The organism is Halolamina sp. CBA1230 (assembly GCF_002025255.2).
Taxonomy (GTDB): domain Archaea; phylum Halobacteriota; class Halobacteria; order Halobacteriales; family Haloferacaceae; genus Halolamina.
In genome coordinates this window covers 696604-710302 of record NZ_CP054587.1, presented here as the reverse complement: position 1 = coordinate 710302, position 13699 = coordinate 696604, and the positions used below count along the sequence as shown (strand labels likewise).

The following is a 13699-nucleotide window of genomic DNA, read 5'->3' as shown; positions in this document are numbered from 1 at the left end:
GGTATCGGGCGAAAACGAACGGAACGGGGTGGGAGTGACGACGTTTGAAAATTCTAGAAATCTCTAGATCTCTGAAATGTGTTCAGTGTATTGGCGGTTCACGCATCGTGAGAAATCTTAAGTACTCCGCGCCGGACCCTCGGACGTATGCTTCGGGACGCAGCGATCGTGCGGGCGGGCGAGCACGCTGCCGCGTGGGCGTTCAGCCCGACCCGCGGGGTGGCGGCCTGATGGGGCGTGCCGTCGCCGTCTCGCTCCAGAAGGGCGGCGTGGGGAAAACCACCATCGCGATCAACCTCGCGGACGCGCTGGCGGTCCGGGGGAACGACGTGTTGCTGGTCGATCTCGACCAGCAGGGCAACGCCACCGAGGGAGTCGGCCTCAAAGACGAGTACGAGCGCGGCAGCCCCCACGTCGGCGACGTGCTGACGGACGACGACCCCGTCGACGCGAGCGAGGTGGTCGTCGAGCGCGACGGGTTCGACGTGTTCCCGGCCCACGTGGATCTCGACGAGATCGAGGACCGGGTACGCAACTCCACGTTCGGGATGCTCTGGGTGCGCCGGCGGATCGTCGAACCGCTGCTCGAGGCGGAGTACGACTACGTCGTCGTCGACTCCCCGCCCAGCCTCGGGCCGCTGTCCGACGCCGCGCTGATCGGCGCCGGCAGCGTGATCGTCCCGCTGCTGATGAGCGAACCAAGCGTCAGCGGCTTCGAGCGCATGTGGGACCAGCAGATCGTCCCGATCCGTAACGAGGTGGATCTGGAACTGCTCGCGATCGTGCCCAACGACCTCTCGGGCAACAACGAGGAGCGACGCATCATCGAGGACCTGGAGGACTCGCCGTTCGCCGAGTACCTGCCCGAGTTCTGCCGGTCCGACGAGTTCGACGACCCCGACTCCCCGGGTCCGGGGCTCCGTCACCGCATCGCGTTCAGCCGCGCGTGGCGTGACGGAGAGACGCTCCGGGAGTACGACTCAGACAACGACATGCTCGACAGACTCGACCAACTCGCCGCGATCGTGGAGGACGATGCCTGACGACAACCGCTTCGCCGGCCTTTCGGACGCCGACGACGGGGCCGACGACGAACCCGACGAACAGGGCGACGAAACGGAGGCCGAGAACGGCGGCCCCGCCTTCGAGTTCGACGCCACCAGCGCCAAGAGCATCTACGTCCGGCCGGAGACGCTCGAGCTGCTCGAGGACGCCGAGTTCGAAGTCGAGAGCGCGCTGCGCCGCGAGCACGGCGTCCGTGACGTGACGGGCCGGGAGTTCCACGACGCCGCCGTCCGTGTACTGGCCGATCACGCCGACGAGATCGTCGACCACATCCTCGAAGAACGCGAGCAGGACTGATCGGGCGCTACCAGGGCGTCTCCTCGGCGTCGACGAACTCGAACAGCGGCGCGTAGTCGTCGGGCAGGCCGTCCTCGACGTCGTCGATCTCGCCGCCGGGCACGACGTCGCCGACCAGCGCGACGATGGCCTGCGCACGGATCTTCGCCTCCCCCTCGTCGACGCCGGCACGCTCCGCGACGCGTTCGAGGAACACCGCGTGGTCGAACCCCTGGCCCGAGTTGGCGTCCAGGAGGTAGTAGCTGACCTCCCCCGGGAGCGGGCTGGCGAGATCCTCGGCCTCGTCGGCCTGGAGGCGCTCGCCGAGCGTCGTCAGCACCGCCCGCGTGTTCCGGACGGCCGTTCCCATCTCTCCCGCCCCGATTCGATGTTGTACTTCGCCGATGAACTCGCTGTAGTCCATTGTGGATACCTGTCAGTAGTCGGTTCGTCGCGCAGTACTGCCTGCACGGGGACGGAAGAGCGGTCGGCTTGTAAATCTGATCGCCGGCCAGGTCAGAGAAACGGCTCTGCGGTCGTTCCGTCCGTCGGTTCAGTTCGCGGCTTTCGCCGGTGGTGAGGCGCCGTCGATCAGGGCGTCAGTCGCCCGTCGCCGCGCCTTCGGGCGTTTCGGCTTCCGGATGGTCGACCTCGCCCGACTCGGGGCTGTTCGCCGTGTACACTCGCTTGCGGGCGTCCTTCAGACAGATCTCTTCGGTGACCAGCCCCGCGTCCTCGAGCCGGCCGAGGGCGTCACGGACGGTGCGGCCCGCGAGCTGGGTCTCCTCGGTCACTTGGCTCTGGGTCATCCGGTCGTTCTCCTGGAGGACGAGATGAACCAGCTTCGCGCTGGGGGGGAGGTCGGCCATCTCGGCCTCCGTGGCGACGTCGCTCACTGTCGCCCCACGCCGCGGGTGGTCGTGGCCGGGCGCCCGCACGCCGGCGGGACGTCGGTTCCGGTCGATCGGGGAGTGTTCTCGCGCACGAATGCCCGTATGCGCGCGCGACCCTTAAGCCGTTCTTGACCGTGAGGTAACCCGGTGACACAGGTGTTACCGGATACCCGTGTTAGTACGCCCGTCGAACCTCCGGGCCGATGGGGAAGCTAAAAGCCGCCGTAGCCGTTACGACCGGCAACGTGAAACTCCCCGTCCCGCGCCGGGAGCGATCGACACCCCGTCGGATCAGAGCGCTCACGCTCCTCGTGGCGGTCGTGTGTGCGCTCGTCGTTCCGTCCCGCGCAGCCGCCCACAGCCTCGCGGGGTCGCCCGGCCTCCGGCCGATCCACGGCGCCGGCATCGCGTTCGTCGGCCTCGCCGTCGTCGCTGCCGGCGTGCTCGGCAAGCGATCCGGGCGCGTGACGGCGACGCGCGCGCTCGGGGTCGCGTTCGGAGGGCTGCTCGCGACGGTGATCGGCGTCGTCTTGCTGGACGTGCTCAGCCCGGACCTGCTGTACGACGCGAGCTCGATGCCGTTCCCGCGCTCGTGGTACGAAGTGATACGGGCCGGACTGGGGATCGCGATCCTGCTCGGCAGCTTCGTCGTCGGCTGGCTCCGCTGGCCCGGCCGCCCCCGGTACACGTTCCTCGGAATCTTGCTCGCGCTGTGGATCCTCTACCCCCAGCTGATCCCGGGGTACGCCGGCGCCCACCACCCCTTGGGCTACGCGATCGTGCTCGCGACGCCGCTCGCGGTCGGCTACGTGCTCTGGCGGGAGGTCGGCGGCGTGCTGCGGGAGACGCTCCGGGACACGGTCGCGCGGCGGTTCGGCGCCGGCGTCGCGGGGCTGACGCTGCTCTTCTTCCTCACGCTGTCGGGCTACCTCTCGGTGTTCCCCGAGGAGGGCGTCCCCCACCGGACCGAGATCGTCGTCCTCCCGGTGGTGTACCAGCTGGTCGCGTGGCCCACTCTCGAACTGTCGTTCCCACACATCCCCTTCTTCCTCGCGCTGTCGCCCGGACAGCTACTCGTCGGCGGACTGCTGAGCGTCCTGGTCGGGCTCAACGCCGCACTTGTCGCCCGCAGTTGGCGCGAGTCGGAGCGGGCGGGCGTGTTCGGGGCGGCCGGCTCGGCCTCCATCGTCGGCTCGTGTACGTGTGGCTGCTGTGGGCCGCTGCTGGCGAAGGTGGTCGTGCTCGTGGCGGGCCCCTCGATCGCGGCGCCGGTGTACTGGCTGTTCGTCGACACGGCGTCGCCGCTGAGCACGGCGTTTATCGTCGCCAGCATCGTGCTGTTCACCGGGAGCCTCCTCCGGGCGATCGGGACGGCCGAGGGCCGCCAGCCCGGCGAGTCCGACGGGGCGGGTCAGCCCACGGAAGCCGCCAGCTAGACAGTCAGAAGCGTTCGAAAACAGCGGAGTCGCGTTCTGCGTCGATTCTGCCGCCCTCAGCGGAGTGGCCCCTCGCCGACCTCGCCCAGCGGCCGCGTGCGGGTGAACGCCGGCGTCGAGACGCGCACGTCGGTGTCGGCGTCGACGCCCGCGAAGTACAGGTGGAGCGAGAAGCGCCCGTCGTCGCCGATCGGCGCGGCCTCGTACTGTCGGCCGACCGTCGCCCACGCGTACTCGCCGGCGTAGTCGGCGGCGATCTCGCCGTCGATGCGCCACTCCGAGAGCTCCGCGTCGTCGCCCTCGCCGAACGCCGTCCCGGCCATCGGGTAGCCCTGGTCGGACCACTCGCGGAACCCCTCGTCGATGACGTACACGCTCTCGTAGCCGGCCTTCTGGAGGCCAGCAGCGCGGAGCGAGGAGAGGTGGTGCGGGCAGCCACAGTAGGCGACGATCCGCCCGTCGGTCGGCCAGCCCTCGATGCCGCCGCCGGTCGAGCCCTGCTGTGCGGGCGAGAGCACGCTGCCGTAGAGGTGCGATCGCGTGTACTGGTCGAGCCCCCGCGCGTCGACGAACCGAGCCTCCGAACGCAGGAACCACGCCCGCGCGTCCTCGATCGGGAGCAGCTGCACCGTCTCGTCGTTGACCGAGATCGTCTCCAGCGCGTCGGGGTCGACCCCGGGTGATTCGGGCGGGTTCTGGAACTCCGGGGGGAGCCCGTCGGCCGGATCGTCGTCGTCGGGGTAGTCGCCGTTGGCGACCATCGTCTCGTCGATCGTGCCGGGGTGTTCGAACGGCGCGTCGCCGCCCGACGACCCCCCGCCGGAGGAACAGCCCGCGACGGCGACCGTCGACGCCGTCCCGAGCGCAGCGAGGTACTCGCGTCGGTCCATGCTCGATGGTCGACGGCGACGGCAAAACCGCTTTCGCTCGGTTTCGTCCCGTGCTACCCTCGCTCTTCTCCGGCGACGGCCACCGCCCGGACGGGGGCGCCGTCGCCGCCCAGCGCGATCGGCTGGGCCCGGAGTTCGAAGCGTTCAGGTAACGCCTCGAGGTTCGTCAGGTTCTCGAACACGAGCACGCCCGCGCCGAGCAGCGCGTGGTGGGCACCGAACGGGGCGCGGTCGCCGAGCTCCATCTCCCCCTCCGCGGGCGGCGTCGGATCGGGGCTGAACGCGTCGATACCGACCGCGAGCCCCCGTTCCGCACAGCGCTCCGCGGCGGCGACAGAGAGGTACGGGTGGTTGCGGTAGCGGTCGCGCCCCCAGTGGCGATCCCAGTCGGTCCGGAACACTGTGCAGTCCGCTCTCGGGGCGGTCTCGGAACCCGGCACGCGCTCGGCGGGGATCGGCTCCCGGGCGCCGAGGTCGGTGCAGTCGACGACGACGGCGTCGCGGACGAACGCCGAGACGGGGTAGGAATCGAGCGTGTCGCCGTGTTCCTCAGTGTGAGCGGGGGCGTCGACGTGCGTGCCGGCGTGGCTGCCGCAGGCCAGTTCGCTCACCCGGCAGCCGTCGGCCGCGAACGTGTCGGCGGCCGCGACGCTGACCGCGGGGTCGCCGGGGTAGACGGGCATCCCCGACTCGATGGGGTGGGTGAGATCCTGCATCGTCATCGCCCGTCGTACACCACGTCGCCGTCGAGCACCGTGAGTTCGACGTCGATCTCGTCGAACGATTCCGGGTTCTCGTAGGGGTCAGCGTCGAGCACGACCGCGTCGCCGAAGCGGCCCGGTTCGAGGACGCCCTTCTCCCCTTCCTGGAACTCCGCGTACGCCGCGCCGCGGGTGTACGCCGCCAGCGCCTCGTCGACCGTGAGGCGTTGGCTCTCGTAGGGGGAGTCGACGGCGAAGCTCATCCCGTACAGCGGGCCGGGCGGCATCTTGTCGCTGCCAAAGGCCAGCGACACGCCGGCGTCGAGCACGTCGCGGTAGCGGTTGTTCTCGGACCGAACGTCGCTCCCGAGGCGGTTCTCGTAGAGGCCGTCGTCGCCGTTCCACTGGAGGAAGTTGGGCTGCATCGACGCCACGACGTCGGCGTCGGCCATGCGCTCGATCGCCTCGTCGGTCGCGAGCTCGACGTGTTCGATCCGGAGGCGCGGGTCGAAGTCGTCGTCGTACTCAGCCAGCGCGCGCTCGTACTCGTCGATCACGACGTCGATGGCCTCGCCGCCGATGGCGTGGGTCGCGATCTGCTGGTTCGTGCGCGCGGCGCGGGCGAACCACTCCCGGAGCTGTTCGCGGTCGTTCACCATCTCGCCGCGGCCGCCGCCGGCGTACTCACGGTGGGTTTTGGCGGTCTCGGAACCGATCGACCCGTCCGAGAACGTTTTCAGTCCGCCGAGGCGGAGCCAGTCGTCGCCGAATCCCGAGGCGAACTCGAGATCCGAGAGCGATTCGGCCTGCCACTGCGGGACGTAGAACGTCGTCCGTAGATCGAGGTCATCGTCGCGCCAGTGGGCGAACAGCGCCTCCTGCTGGACGTAGCCGTGGTCGCGCACCCGCGTGAGGCCCGCGACGGTCTGGATCGACGTGACGCCGAGTTCGTGGTAGTGGTCGATCGCGGCGTCGAGTGCGTCGCGCGCCTTCGGCACGCCGGGGTAGGAGGCCGCCCGGACGCGGCCGGTGGCGTCCTCGACGACCCGGCCCGTCGGCTCGCCGTTCTCGGTTCGTACGTCGTGCTCGACGCCGGAGAAGTCGACTTCCTCGAGTGCTCGGCCGTTGAGCGTCGCGGAGTGGCCGTCGACGCGAACCGCGACGATCGGGTGATCCTCCGAGACCGAATCGAGTTCGGCCTTCGTGAGGTAGTCGCGCCCGCCCGCGGGCCAGGTGCTCTCGTCGTACTGGAAGCCGAGCACCCACTCGCCTGCGGGGGTGGACTCGGCGTTCTCCGCGAGCAGGTCGAGCGCTTCCTCGCGGTCGTCGGCCGTCGAGAGGTCGGTTTCGAGCAGGCCGATCCCGACCGAGAAGACGTGCGTGTGGGCGTCGTTGAACCCCGGGAGCACCGTTCGGCCGTCGAGGTCGATCCGTTCGGCGTCGGTCGCGGCGGCCTCGACCGTTCCCGTGTCGCCGACCGTGGCGACCGCCCCGTCGCGGAACAGCACCGCCTCGGCGACCCGTCGGTCGTCGTCGAGCGTGTGGACGGTGCCGCCGCGCAATAGGAGTTCGGACATACCGGCGCGGAGGGTGGCTCGGAGTTAAGCGTTCTCACGGTCCGCCGCCCATCCGCGCCGTCGGAGGGTGTGCCGCAGTTCGAAGTCGTCCAGCGAGACTGGGCCGTAGTACTCGCCCAGCCGCTCGCGTTCCCACCAGTCGCCCGTCTCCGCACGCTCCTCGGGTGTGGTGAACCGGTAGCGGTAGTGAACGACCTTGACCCGCTCCGGCGGGTCGTCGTCGGGGAACGGCGACGACTCGACGAGCGACAGTGTTCCCTCGTCGCCGCGCAGCAGTTTCGCGACGAGATGGATCACCCACGGGTGTTGGCGAACCGAGGTCATCGCGGCGAACCAGAGATGCCAGCCGAGTCTGTGGTGGTACGGCGCGACCTGCGGCGGGCGCTCGCTCGGGTCGTCCGGCTTGCCGTAGAACTCGTAGGCTTTCCAGTCGGCGTCCGGGCCCGCCTCGTTCGTCCCCTCGATCACGAGTTCGAGGCGATCCTTCGTGATCGAACCGAACGCGCCGTAGCTGTTGACCAGATGTAGCGGGTCGTACCCCGTGTTCATGACCTGATCCGAGGAGAGCATGTTCGCGGTCGGCCGGACGGAGAGCAGGAGCACCAGCCCCGAAAGCAGGGCGACGAGTACGAGGTGCCAGCCGGGCATGGGCGCGCCTGCCGGAACCGTGAGCGCGCCGCCGACCACGCCGTCGAGGACGGCCCGCGCCTGCGCGTCGGTGAACGTCGAGAACGCCAGCACGGCCGTGAGGAGGTTCAGCCACGAGAAGTTCCCCGTGAGCATCAGCCAGAGCTGGAAACCGATCGTGACCAGTCCGGCGATCGCCGCGAACGGCTGGGGGGCGAAGTAGAGGAACGGGATCAGCAGTTCGACGACGTGGTTGGTCAGAACGGCGGCTTTGTGCATCCACCGCGGCAGGTGGTGGGCGAACCACGAGAGGGGGTTGGGCATCGGCTGGGTCTCGTAGTGGTACTCCATCGCCGTCAGGTCGCGCCAGCAGTCGTCGCCACGGATCTTGATCAGGCCCGCGCCGAGCATGTTGCGGAAGAGGAGCCAGCGGAACAGCCAGATCACGACCGCCGGCGCCGCCATCCCCCCGCCGCCGAGGAAGACCGCGAGGAAGCCCGCCTCCAGCAGCATCGACTCCCAGCCGAACCCGTAGAAATCCTGCCCGAGGTTGACGAAGGACTGGTAGAGCCCCCAGAGCGTGAGCCAGACGAGGGTTCTCGGGATCGTCCCGAGCAACGAGGGCAGCCCCAACAGCGCGAGTGCCGAGAGGCCGACGCCGGTCCACGCGGCGATCCCGATGGCGCGGTCCGAGTCGAACCAGTGGAAGATGCTCGGTTTCTCCCGAAACGACCAGTACTCCGTCGCGTCAGAGAGCGGGAGCAGGCCGTTCTCGCCCGCGAGCGGGCGGAACTGTCTGGCGGCGACGACAAAGGCGATCAGGTAGACGAATGCGAGGCCGCGGCCGAGCAGCCAGCGCGCGGCCCAGTAGCTGTGGTCCCCCCACGGCGAGAGGAGCGTTTGGAGGAAGTCGGGCAGTGCAATCTCGAGCGCCAGCACGGGGGCAGGGTTCGACCCTCAGTGGGAAACCGCTGACGGCGGTTAGTCCACCGCGGCCGTCGGATCCTCCTGTTCGGGCCGGATGTCGCGGCTGATCGCCTTCCACTCCCCGCTGTCGAACCGCCAGTAGTTGATCGCCGCGGGGACGACCGTCTCCGCGAGGAAGGCGAGGTACACCGCCCAGATGCTCAGCGCGGTCACGGAGCCGAGGTACACCAGCGGGATCGAACAGCAGAACATCCCGAGGAACTGGCTCAGGAACGGCACGCGGGTGTCGCCGCTGGCGTCGAGCGGGCCGATCGAGGCGCCGGAGATCCCGCGGAACAGCATCGCGACACAGGCCGCGTACAGCAGCCCCACCGCGATCGGCTCCGTCGCTGGCGGGGAGTCGCTGTTGATGAAGACGTTCACCAGCGGGCGGGCGAAGATCGCGGTCAGCACCGCCGAGATGGCGTACGTCGCGGTCGAGAACCGGATGATGTCCCGGCCGTACGCCTCCGCGAGCGCCTCCTTCCCCTGGCCGAGCGCCTGCCCGGAGAGGCTGGAGGCCGCGAGGCCGAACCCCCAGCCGGGCGTGTTCATGATCCCCCAGATGCGGCGGGCGACGACGAACGCCGCGAGCGTGCCGTCGCGGTACCCCCCGAGGAAGAACAGCATCGGGAACTCCGCGGCGGTCCAGACGAGGTTGCGCGCGCCGACGGGGGTGCCGATCCGCACGAGATCCCGCAGCGTCTCGCCGTCGGCGTACGTCCCGACGGGGTCGATCTCGACGGGGAAGCTCCCGAACCCGGGCGCGCCGCCCCGCGAGAGGCCGACCGCGAACGCGCTCACGGCGAAGATGTTCGAGAGCACGGTCCCCAGCGCCGCGCCCTCGACGCCCCAGCCGAGGACGACGATGAACACCGCGTTCAGCGCGATGTTGACGATCGCGCCGCCGGCCCGGACCTGCATCGCGGTGTAGGCGTCGTCGGCGCCGACGAGCACGCGGCTGCCGACGAGGTTCAGCCCCGCGAAGGGGATGCCCAGCCCGACGACCTGCAGGTAGCGCGCGGCGTAGTCGATCTGCGTCGGATCGCTGTTGATCAGCCGGACCAACTGCTCGGGGATCAGCCAGAACGTTAGCGTCACGGGCAGCGAAACCACGATCACCAGGAGCGTGCTGGAGCGGACCGCCAGCCCGAGCTTGTCGTAGGCTTCCGCGCCGTAGCGCTGGGAGACCAGCGCGATCGTCCCGCCCGCGACGCCGCCGCCGATGGCGAACGCGAGCCCCCAGAACGGGCCGGCGACGCCGACGCCCGCGATCGCGTCGGCGCCGAGCACCGCGCCCACCATCGCCACGTCGGCCGCGTTCTTCGACATCCGGGCGACGCCCGTGACGATGCGCGGCCACGCGAGGTCGGCGGTCTCGACCGCGCGCTGGCGGTCGATCAGGCCGACCCGGGCGAGCGCGAGCCCGATGTAGAGGATCGGGAGTCGGAGGACGTCTGCGGTGCGGGACACTCGTCTCGGAGTTCATCCCGAACCGCGAAGAGGCTTACCAATCCCGACAACGTCGCCCCTACTCGGCCCGATATCGCGCGCCACAAGAGCTACGCGCCCTCGGCTCACAGTACCGGGTATGAGCGACGATCCCCGCGAGGAGTCCTCCACCGACGACCCGACGACCGGCGACGGCGACGACGGATCGACGCCCGGAGAGGGGCAGGTGTACTGCCGTGACTGTGGCACGACCATCAGCGAGAACGCCGAGATCTGTCCGAACTGTGGCGTGCGCCAGCAGTCGCCGCCGAACAGCTCGGCCGACGACCTGATCGACGTCCTCACGAACGGCGAGAACCCGTTCGTCGCTGCGGTGTACTCCGCGATCCTCCCGGGGTTGGGACAGTTCTACAACCGCGAGCCCGGGAAGGGGGCGGTGATCGTCGTCGCCAGTTTCGTCGCGATGCTCTCGGTGCTGGCGCTGGTCGGGATCGTGCTCTACCCTGCAGTCTGGCTGTACGCGGTGTACGACGCCTACGTCGTCGCCGATGGCCGGGAGCCGCCGCTGGGCGCCTAATCCAGCAGCACCGACGCGACGAGGAACAGGCTGTGGTGGACGACGATCGCGATCAGCAGCGCCGTCGCGATCGGGCCGGGCGGACGATCGACCCCGCCGCCGCTCAGCACCACTGCCACTGCCGGGAGAACGAAGAAGGCCACCACCAGGTACGCGTGGGCGTAGCGCTCGGGGAGCCTGCCGAACACGCCGTTGTCGGTCGTCTGCACACCCTCCTTCTCGCGGTCGGCGAACATAACCCCGGCGGAGCGGCGTCGAGGCGGTGATCTGGTGAGATTCGCGGGGAGGCGAACGCGGTCCAGCGCGTCGTGGACGCGGTGTTCGCGTCCGGGGGAGAGCGTCATAGTCGTCGACGCGGAGTGAGCGCGATTCAGTTCGCGCACGGAAGTTGCTGCCTCGTGACAACTCTACTGTTGGGTTTATTACCTCGCCCATCGTATTGTCTATCCAACATGACCAGGGTAGCGATCGAGTGTGACGACTGCGGGGGAACGATCAACCACTCCGGCGAGTCGAACGATAACAGACTCCTCAAGTGCGATTGTGGGGGGCGATACGTCGTGACGGTCAGCAAACTCACCACCGAGTCGCCCTCCTGAGCCGCTTTCGGCGAGCACGAATCACCACCCGGAACCATCGCTCCCGCCACCCGGCGGAACGAGCGTTCCGCCGCCGACTACCGCCGGATCAGCAGCACGCCGACGGCGCTGGCGACCCCCGCCAGCAGCGCGAAGGTGAGGAACAGCACCGTCTGGTTCGAGTACGTCAGGATCGCGCCCGCCAGCCCCGCGCCGAGCGCGCCGACGCCGAAGTTGCCGAGGTAGGTGTAGCCGTAGGAGAGCCCGCGTGCGGCCTCGGGGGTGTACTCAGCGACGGCGGCCTGGTAGATCGGCTGGACGATGAACAGCGCGAACCCGAGCACCGCGCTGACCAGCAGCAGCGGCGCCGCGCCCATCGACGCCAGCGGGAGGAACACGACCGCGAGCACCGCGAGCGCGCCGAAGGCGTACGCGATCCCCTTCCCGGGCGAGAGGTAGTCGGTCAGCCGACCGCCGACGTACTGGCCGGCGATCCCCACCGCGAGCAGCCCGGAGTAGACGTAGTTCGCGGGCTCCTGCGGTTCGCCGGCGATCTCGATCGGTTGGAACGTCTCCAGCCCCGCGAGCAGTTCGGGCAGGAACGTGAGCACGCCGCGGTAGTACAGCCCGTTCATCATCACGACGACGAACACGAACGCGAACGCACTCTTGACGACCATCGCGGAGACGTCGAGGAATTCGGCGATCGAGTCGGGTGTGTCGTCCTCGTCGCTCCCGGCCTCGTCCTGGCTCGACTCGTCCACGTCGACGAACAGCGTGGCTGCGGCGGCGACGAACGCCGGCACCGCGAGCACCGCCGCGACCGTCTCCCACGGAACGAACGCGAGCATGATCGTGGTCGCCAGCGGGCCGGCGGCGATGCCGATGTTGCCGGCCATCCCGTGGAGCGCGAACCCGCGGCCGCGTTCCGAGACGCCCTTGCTGATCAGCGCCAGCCCAGCCGGGTGGTAGACGCTGGCCGCCGCGCCCCACAGCACCAGCGCGACCGCGATGGCGATCACCGCCGGACTGGTCGAGATCGCGGGCAGCGAACCGATCGAGTCCGCCGCCGCGCCCGGCGCGACCGAGAGCACGAGGAACGAGCCGCCCATCCCCACCAGACAGAGCGCGATCAGCTTCTTCGAGCCGTAGCGATCCGCCAGCACCCCGCCCGGTAGCGCGCCGATACCGAACAGCGCCATCCCGACCGCGACGACGATCCCGAGCTCGGCGGCCGTCGTCGCGAACTGGGTGAGCCAGATCCCAACCAGGATCGGCACCGAGAGTTCGTACGTGTGGACCAGCGCGTGGGCCGTCCCGGCCAACCCCACGATCCGCCGGTCGTTTCCGTCCATGTGGCTCCCGCCGGCGCGGACCGGCTTGAAAGGACGGTTTCCGGCCGGACTGTCGGCCTTCGGAGAACCATCAGTTATATTTGCAAGAGAGAGTATTACCAGGCATGTCGACTCACGACGGCGACCGCATCCAGACGACACACATCGGCAGCCTCCCGCGACCCCCCGAGCTGCTCGACCTGCTGCGGACCCGCGAGGCGGGCGGCGACGTCGACCCCGCGGAGTGGGATCGCGTGAGCCGCGAGGCGACCGACGCGATCGTCGACCGCCAGTTGGAGACGGGGATCGACGAGATCAACAACGGCGAGCAGCCCCGCGTCTCGTTCAACTACTACGTCGGCGAGCGCCTCACCAACATCGGCGGCAAGCGCGAGCAGGAGCTGTGGGCCGATCTGGAGGAGTTCCCGGCGGTCGCCGAGGACACGTTCGAGACCGACGTGATCGACCTCGCGAAACAGCCCGCGGTCACCGGCGAGATCCGCTACGACGGCCACGACGAGATCGAACAGGAGATCGACGCGTTCCGCGAGGCACTCGAGGGCACGGGCGTCGACATCGAGGACACGTTCTTCACCACCGCCTCGCCCAGCGTCGTCGCGGCGACCCACGTCGACGAGCACTACGACGACCACGCGGAGTACGTGTTCGACCTCGCCGACGCGATGGCTGAGGAGTACGAGATCTTCGCGGACACCGGCGCGACCATCCAGATCGACGCGCCCGACCTGCTGGCGACGGGCCACAGCCACCTGTTCGCCGACGACAGCGTCGAGGAGTTCCGCGAGGTCGTGGAACTCCACGTCGAGGCGCTCAACGAGGCGCTCTCGGGCATCCCCGAGGAGCAGGTCCGCCTCCACACCTGCTGGGGGAGCTACGAGGGGCCCCACCATCTCGACACCGACCTCGTCGACATGCTGCCTACGCTGTACGAGGCCGACATCTCCGGGCTGAGCGTCGAACAGGCCAACCCTCGCCACCAGCACGAGTACCGCGCGTTCGCCGAGCATCCGCTCCCCGACGACTGGACGCTGATCCCGGGCGTCGTCGACGTGAAGACGAACATCATCGACCACCCGGAGACGATCGCCGACCGGATCGAGCGCGTCGCGACCGTCGTCGACGACGACACCGAGATCGTCGCCGCGCCGGACTGCGGGTTCGGCACGCAGGCCGGCCTCGGGATGGTCCACCCCGACATCGCGTGGCCCAAACTCGAAGCGCTCGTCGAGGGCGCCGAGATCGCCTCCGAACGACTCCGGTAGCGACCACAACGCTCTTCTTTAGGCTGGCCAAATCCTCGCGATAG

General features: G+C 69.2%; 14 protein-coding genes. 5 read left to right on the top strand and 9 right to left on the bottom strand.

What is annotated here, in order from left to right:
- Positions 1–230 precede the first annotated feature (230 nt).
- Both B4589_RS03590 and B4589_RS03585 read left to right on the top strand, forming a co-directional pair.
- The gene (locus B4589_RS03590; protein WP_079232987.1) at positions 231–1043 is read left to right on the top strand and encodes a ParA family protein; all 813 of its coding nucleotides are present in this window, start codon (positions 231–233) and stop codon (positions 1041–1043) included.
- A complete protein-coding gene (locus B4589_RS03585) occupies positions 1036–1362 on the top strand; it encodes a hypothetical protein (protein ID WP_079232986.1) in 327 nt (108 codons plus the stop codon). The genes B4589_RS03590 and B4589_RS03585 overlap by 8 nt, the downstream gene beginning before the upstream one ends.
- Positions 1363–1369: 7 nt before the next feature.
- Here B4589_RS03585 and B4589_RS03580 read toward each other — a convergent pair whose 3' ends face one another.
- Entirely contained in the window at positions 1370–1765 is a 396-nt protein-coding gene (locus B4589_RS03580) for a DUF2267 domain-containing protein (RefSeq protein ID WP_079232985.1), read from the bottom strand.
- 175 nt (positions 1766–1940) lie between these two features.
- Positions 1941–2210 carry a winged helix-turn-helix domain-containing protein gene (locus B4589_RS03575; RefSeq protein WP_079235154.1) on the bottom strand — a complete coding sequence of 90 codons (270 nt, stop codon included), beginning with the start codon at positions 2208–2210 and terminating at the stop codon, positions 1941–1943.
- Positions 2211–2437: 227 nt separating this feature from the next.
- Here B4589_RS03575 and B4589_RS03570 point away from each other — a divergent pair, with 227 nt between their 5' ends.
- Positions 2438–3670 carry a hypothetical protein gene (locus B4589_RS03570; protein ID WP_079232984.1) on the top strand — a complete coding sequence of 411 codons (1233 nt, stop codon included), beginning with the start codon at positions 2438–2440 and terminating at the stop codon, positions 3668–3670.
- A 56-nt stretch (positions 3671–3726) separates the two neighbouring features.
- On the opposite strand, the gene B4589_RS03565 is transcribed toward B4589_RS03570, so the two are convergent.
- From B4589_RS03565 to B4589_RS03545, 5 genes are all read right to left on the bottom strand, one after another.
- Positions 3727–4560, bottom strand: a complete 834-nt coding sequence (locus B4589_RS03565; protein WP_079232983.1) for a rhodanese-like domain-containing protein — start codon at positions 4558–4560, stop codon at positions 3727–3729.
- A gap of 53 nt (positions 4561–4613) precedes the next feature.
- Positions 4614–5276, bottom strand: a complete 663-nt coding sequence (locus B4589_RS03560; protein WP_079235153.1) for a cyclase family protein — start codon at positions 5274–5276, stop codon at positions 4614–4616.
- A gap of 2 nt (positions 5277–5278) precedes the next feature.
- The gene (locus B4589_RS03555) at positions 5279–6838 is read right to left on the bottom strand and encodes an amidohydrolase (protein WP_079232982.1); all 1560 of its coding nucleotides are present in this window, start codon (positions 6836–6838) and stop codon (positions 5279–5281) included.
- A 24-nt stretch (positions 6839–6862) separates the two neighbouring features.
- Positions 6863–8383, bottom strand: a complete 1521-nt coding sequence (locus B4589_RS03550; RefSeq protein ID WP_079235152.1) for a lipase maturation factor family protein — start codon at positions 8381–8383, stop codon at positions 6863–6865.
- Between the two features lie 63 nt (positions 8384–8446).
- Positions 8447–9904: an MATE family efflux transporter gene (locus B4589_RS03545; RefSeq protein ID WP_079232981.1), complete on the bottom strand. Its 1458-nt coding sequence runs from the start codon at positions 9902–9904 to the stop codon at positions 8447–8449.
- Positions 9905–10022: 118 nt separating this feature from the next.
- Here B4589_RS03545 and B4589_RS03540 point away from each other — a divergent pair, with 118 nt between their 5' ends.
- On the top strand, positions 10023–10460 hold the full coding sequence (locus B4589_RS03540; protein WP_176330491.1) for a zinc ribbon domain-containing protein: 438 nt from the start codon (positions 10023–10025) through the stop codon (positions 10458–10460).
- On the opposite strand, the gene B4589_RS03535 is transcribed toward B4589_RS03540, so the two are convergent.
- Positions 10457–10804 carry a hypothetical protein gene (locus B4589_RS03535; RefSeq protein WP_176330490.1) on the bottom strand — a complete coding sequence of 116 codons (348 nt, stop codon included), beginning with the start codon at positions 10802–10804 and terminating at the stop codon, positions 10457–10459. The two genes, B4589_RS03540 and B4589_RS03535, sit on opposite strands and share 4 nt — an antisense overlap.
- Positions 10805–11136: 332 nt before the next feature.
- A complete protein-coding gene (locus tag B4589_RS03530; protein ID WP_079232980.1) occupies positions 11137–12393 on the bottom strand; it encodes an MFS transporter in 1257 nt (418 codons plus the stop codon).
- Between the two features lie 104 nt (positions 12394–12497).
- On the opposite strand from B4589_RS03530, the gene B4589_RS03525 reads away from it, so the two are divergent.
- Complete coding sequence (locus tag B4589_RS03525) at positions 12498–13655, top strand: cobalamin-independent methionine synthase II family protein (RefSeq protein WP_079232979.1); 1158 nt, start codon at positions 12498–12500, stop codon at positions 13653–13655.
- The last annotated feature ends 44 nt before the right edge of the window (positions 13656–13699 follow it).

Bases quoted from the DNA above. Each gene is read 5' to 3' on its own strand.
- B4589_RS03590 (WP_079232987.1), top strand. From the start codon at position 231: ATGGGGCGTGCCGTCGCCGTCTCGCTCCAGAAGGGCGGCGTGGGGAAA.
- B4589_RS03585 (WP_079232986.1), top strand. From the start codon at position 1,036: ATGCCTGACGACAACCGCTTCGCCGGCCTTTCGGACGCCGACGACGGG.
- B4589_RS03580 (WP_079232985.1), bottom strand. From the start codon at position 1,765: ATGGACTACAGCGAGTTCATCGGCGAAGTACAACATCGAATCGGGGCG.
- B4589_RS03575 (WP_079235154.1), bottom strand. From the start codon at position 2,210: ATGGCCGACCTCCCCCCCAGCGCGAAGCTGGTTCATCTCGTCCTCCAG.
- B4589_RS03570 (WP_079232984.1), top strand. From the start codon at position 2,438: ATGGGGAAGCTAAAAGCCGCCGTAGCCGTTACGACCGGCAACGTGAAA.
- B4589_RS03565 (WP_079232983.1), bottom strand. From the start codon at position 4,560: ATGGACCGACGCGAGTACCTCGCTGCGCTCGGGACGGCGTCGACGGTC.
- B4589_RS03560 (WP_079235153.1), bottom strand. From the start codon at position 5,276: ATGCAGGATCTCACCCACCCCATCGAGTCGGGGATGCCCGTCTACCCC.
- B4589_RS03555 (WP_079232982.1), bottom strand. From the start codon at position 6,838: ATGTCCGAACTCCTATTGCGCGGCGGCACCGTCCACACGCTCGACGAC.
- B4589_RS03540 (WP_176330491.1), top strand. From the start codon at position 10,023: ATGAGCGACGATCCCCGCGAGGAGTCCTCCACCGACGACCCGACGACC.
- B4589_RS03535 (WP_176330490.1), bottom strand. From the start codon at position 10,804: ATGACGCTCTCCCCCGGACGCGAACACCGCGTCCACGACGCGCTGGAC.
- B4589_RS03530 (WP_079232980.1), bottom strand. From the start codon at position 12,393: ATGGACGGAAACGACCGGCGGATCGTGGGGTTGGCCGGGACGGCCCAC.
- B4589_RS03525 (WP_079232979.1), top strand. From the start codon at position 12,498: ATGTCGACTCACGACGGCGACCGCATCCAGACGACACACATCGGCAGC.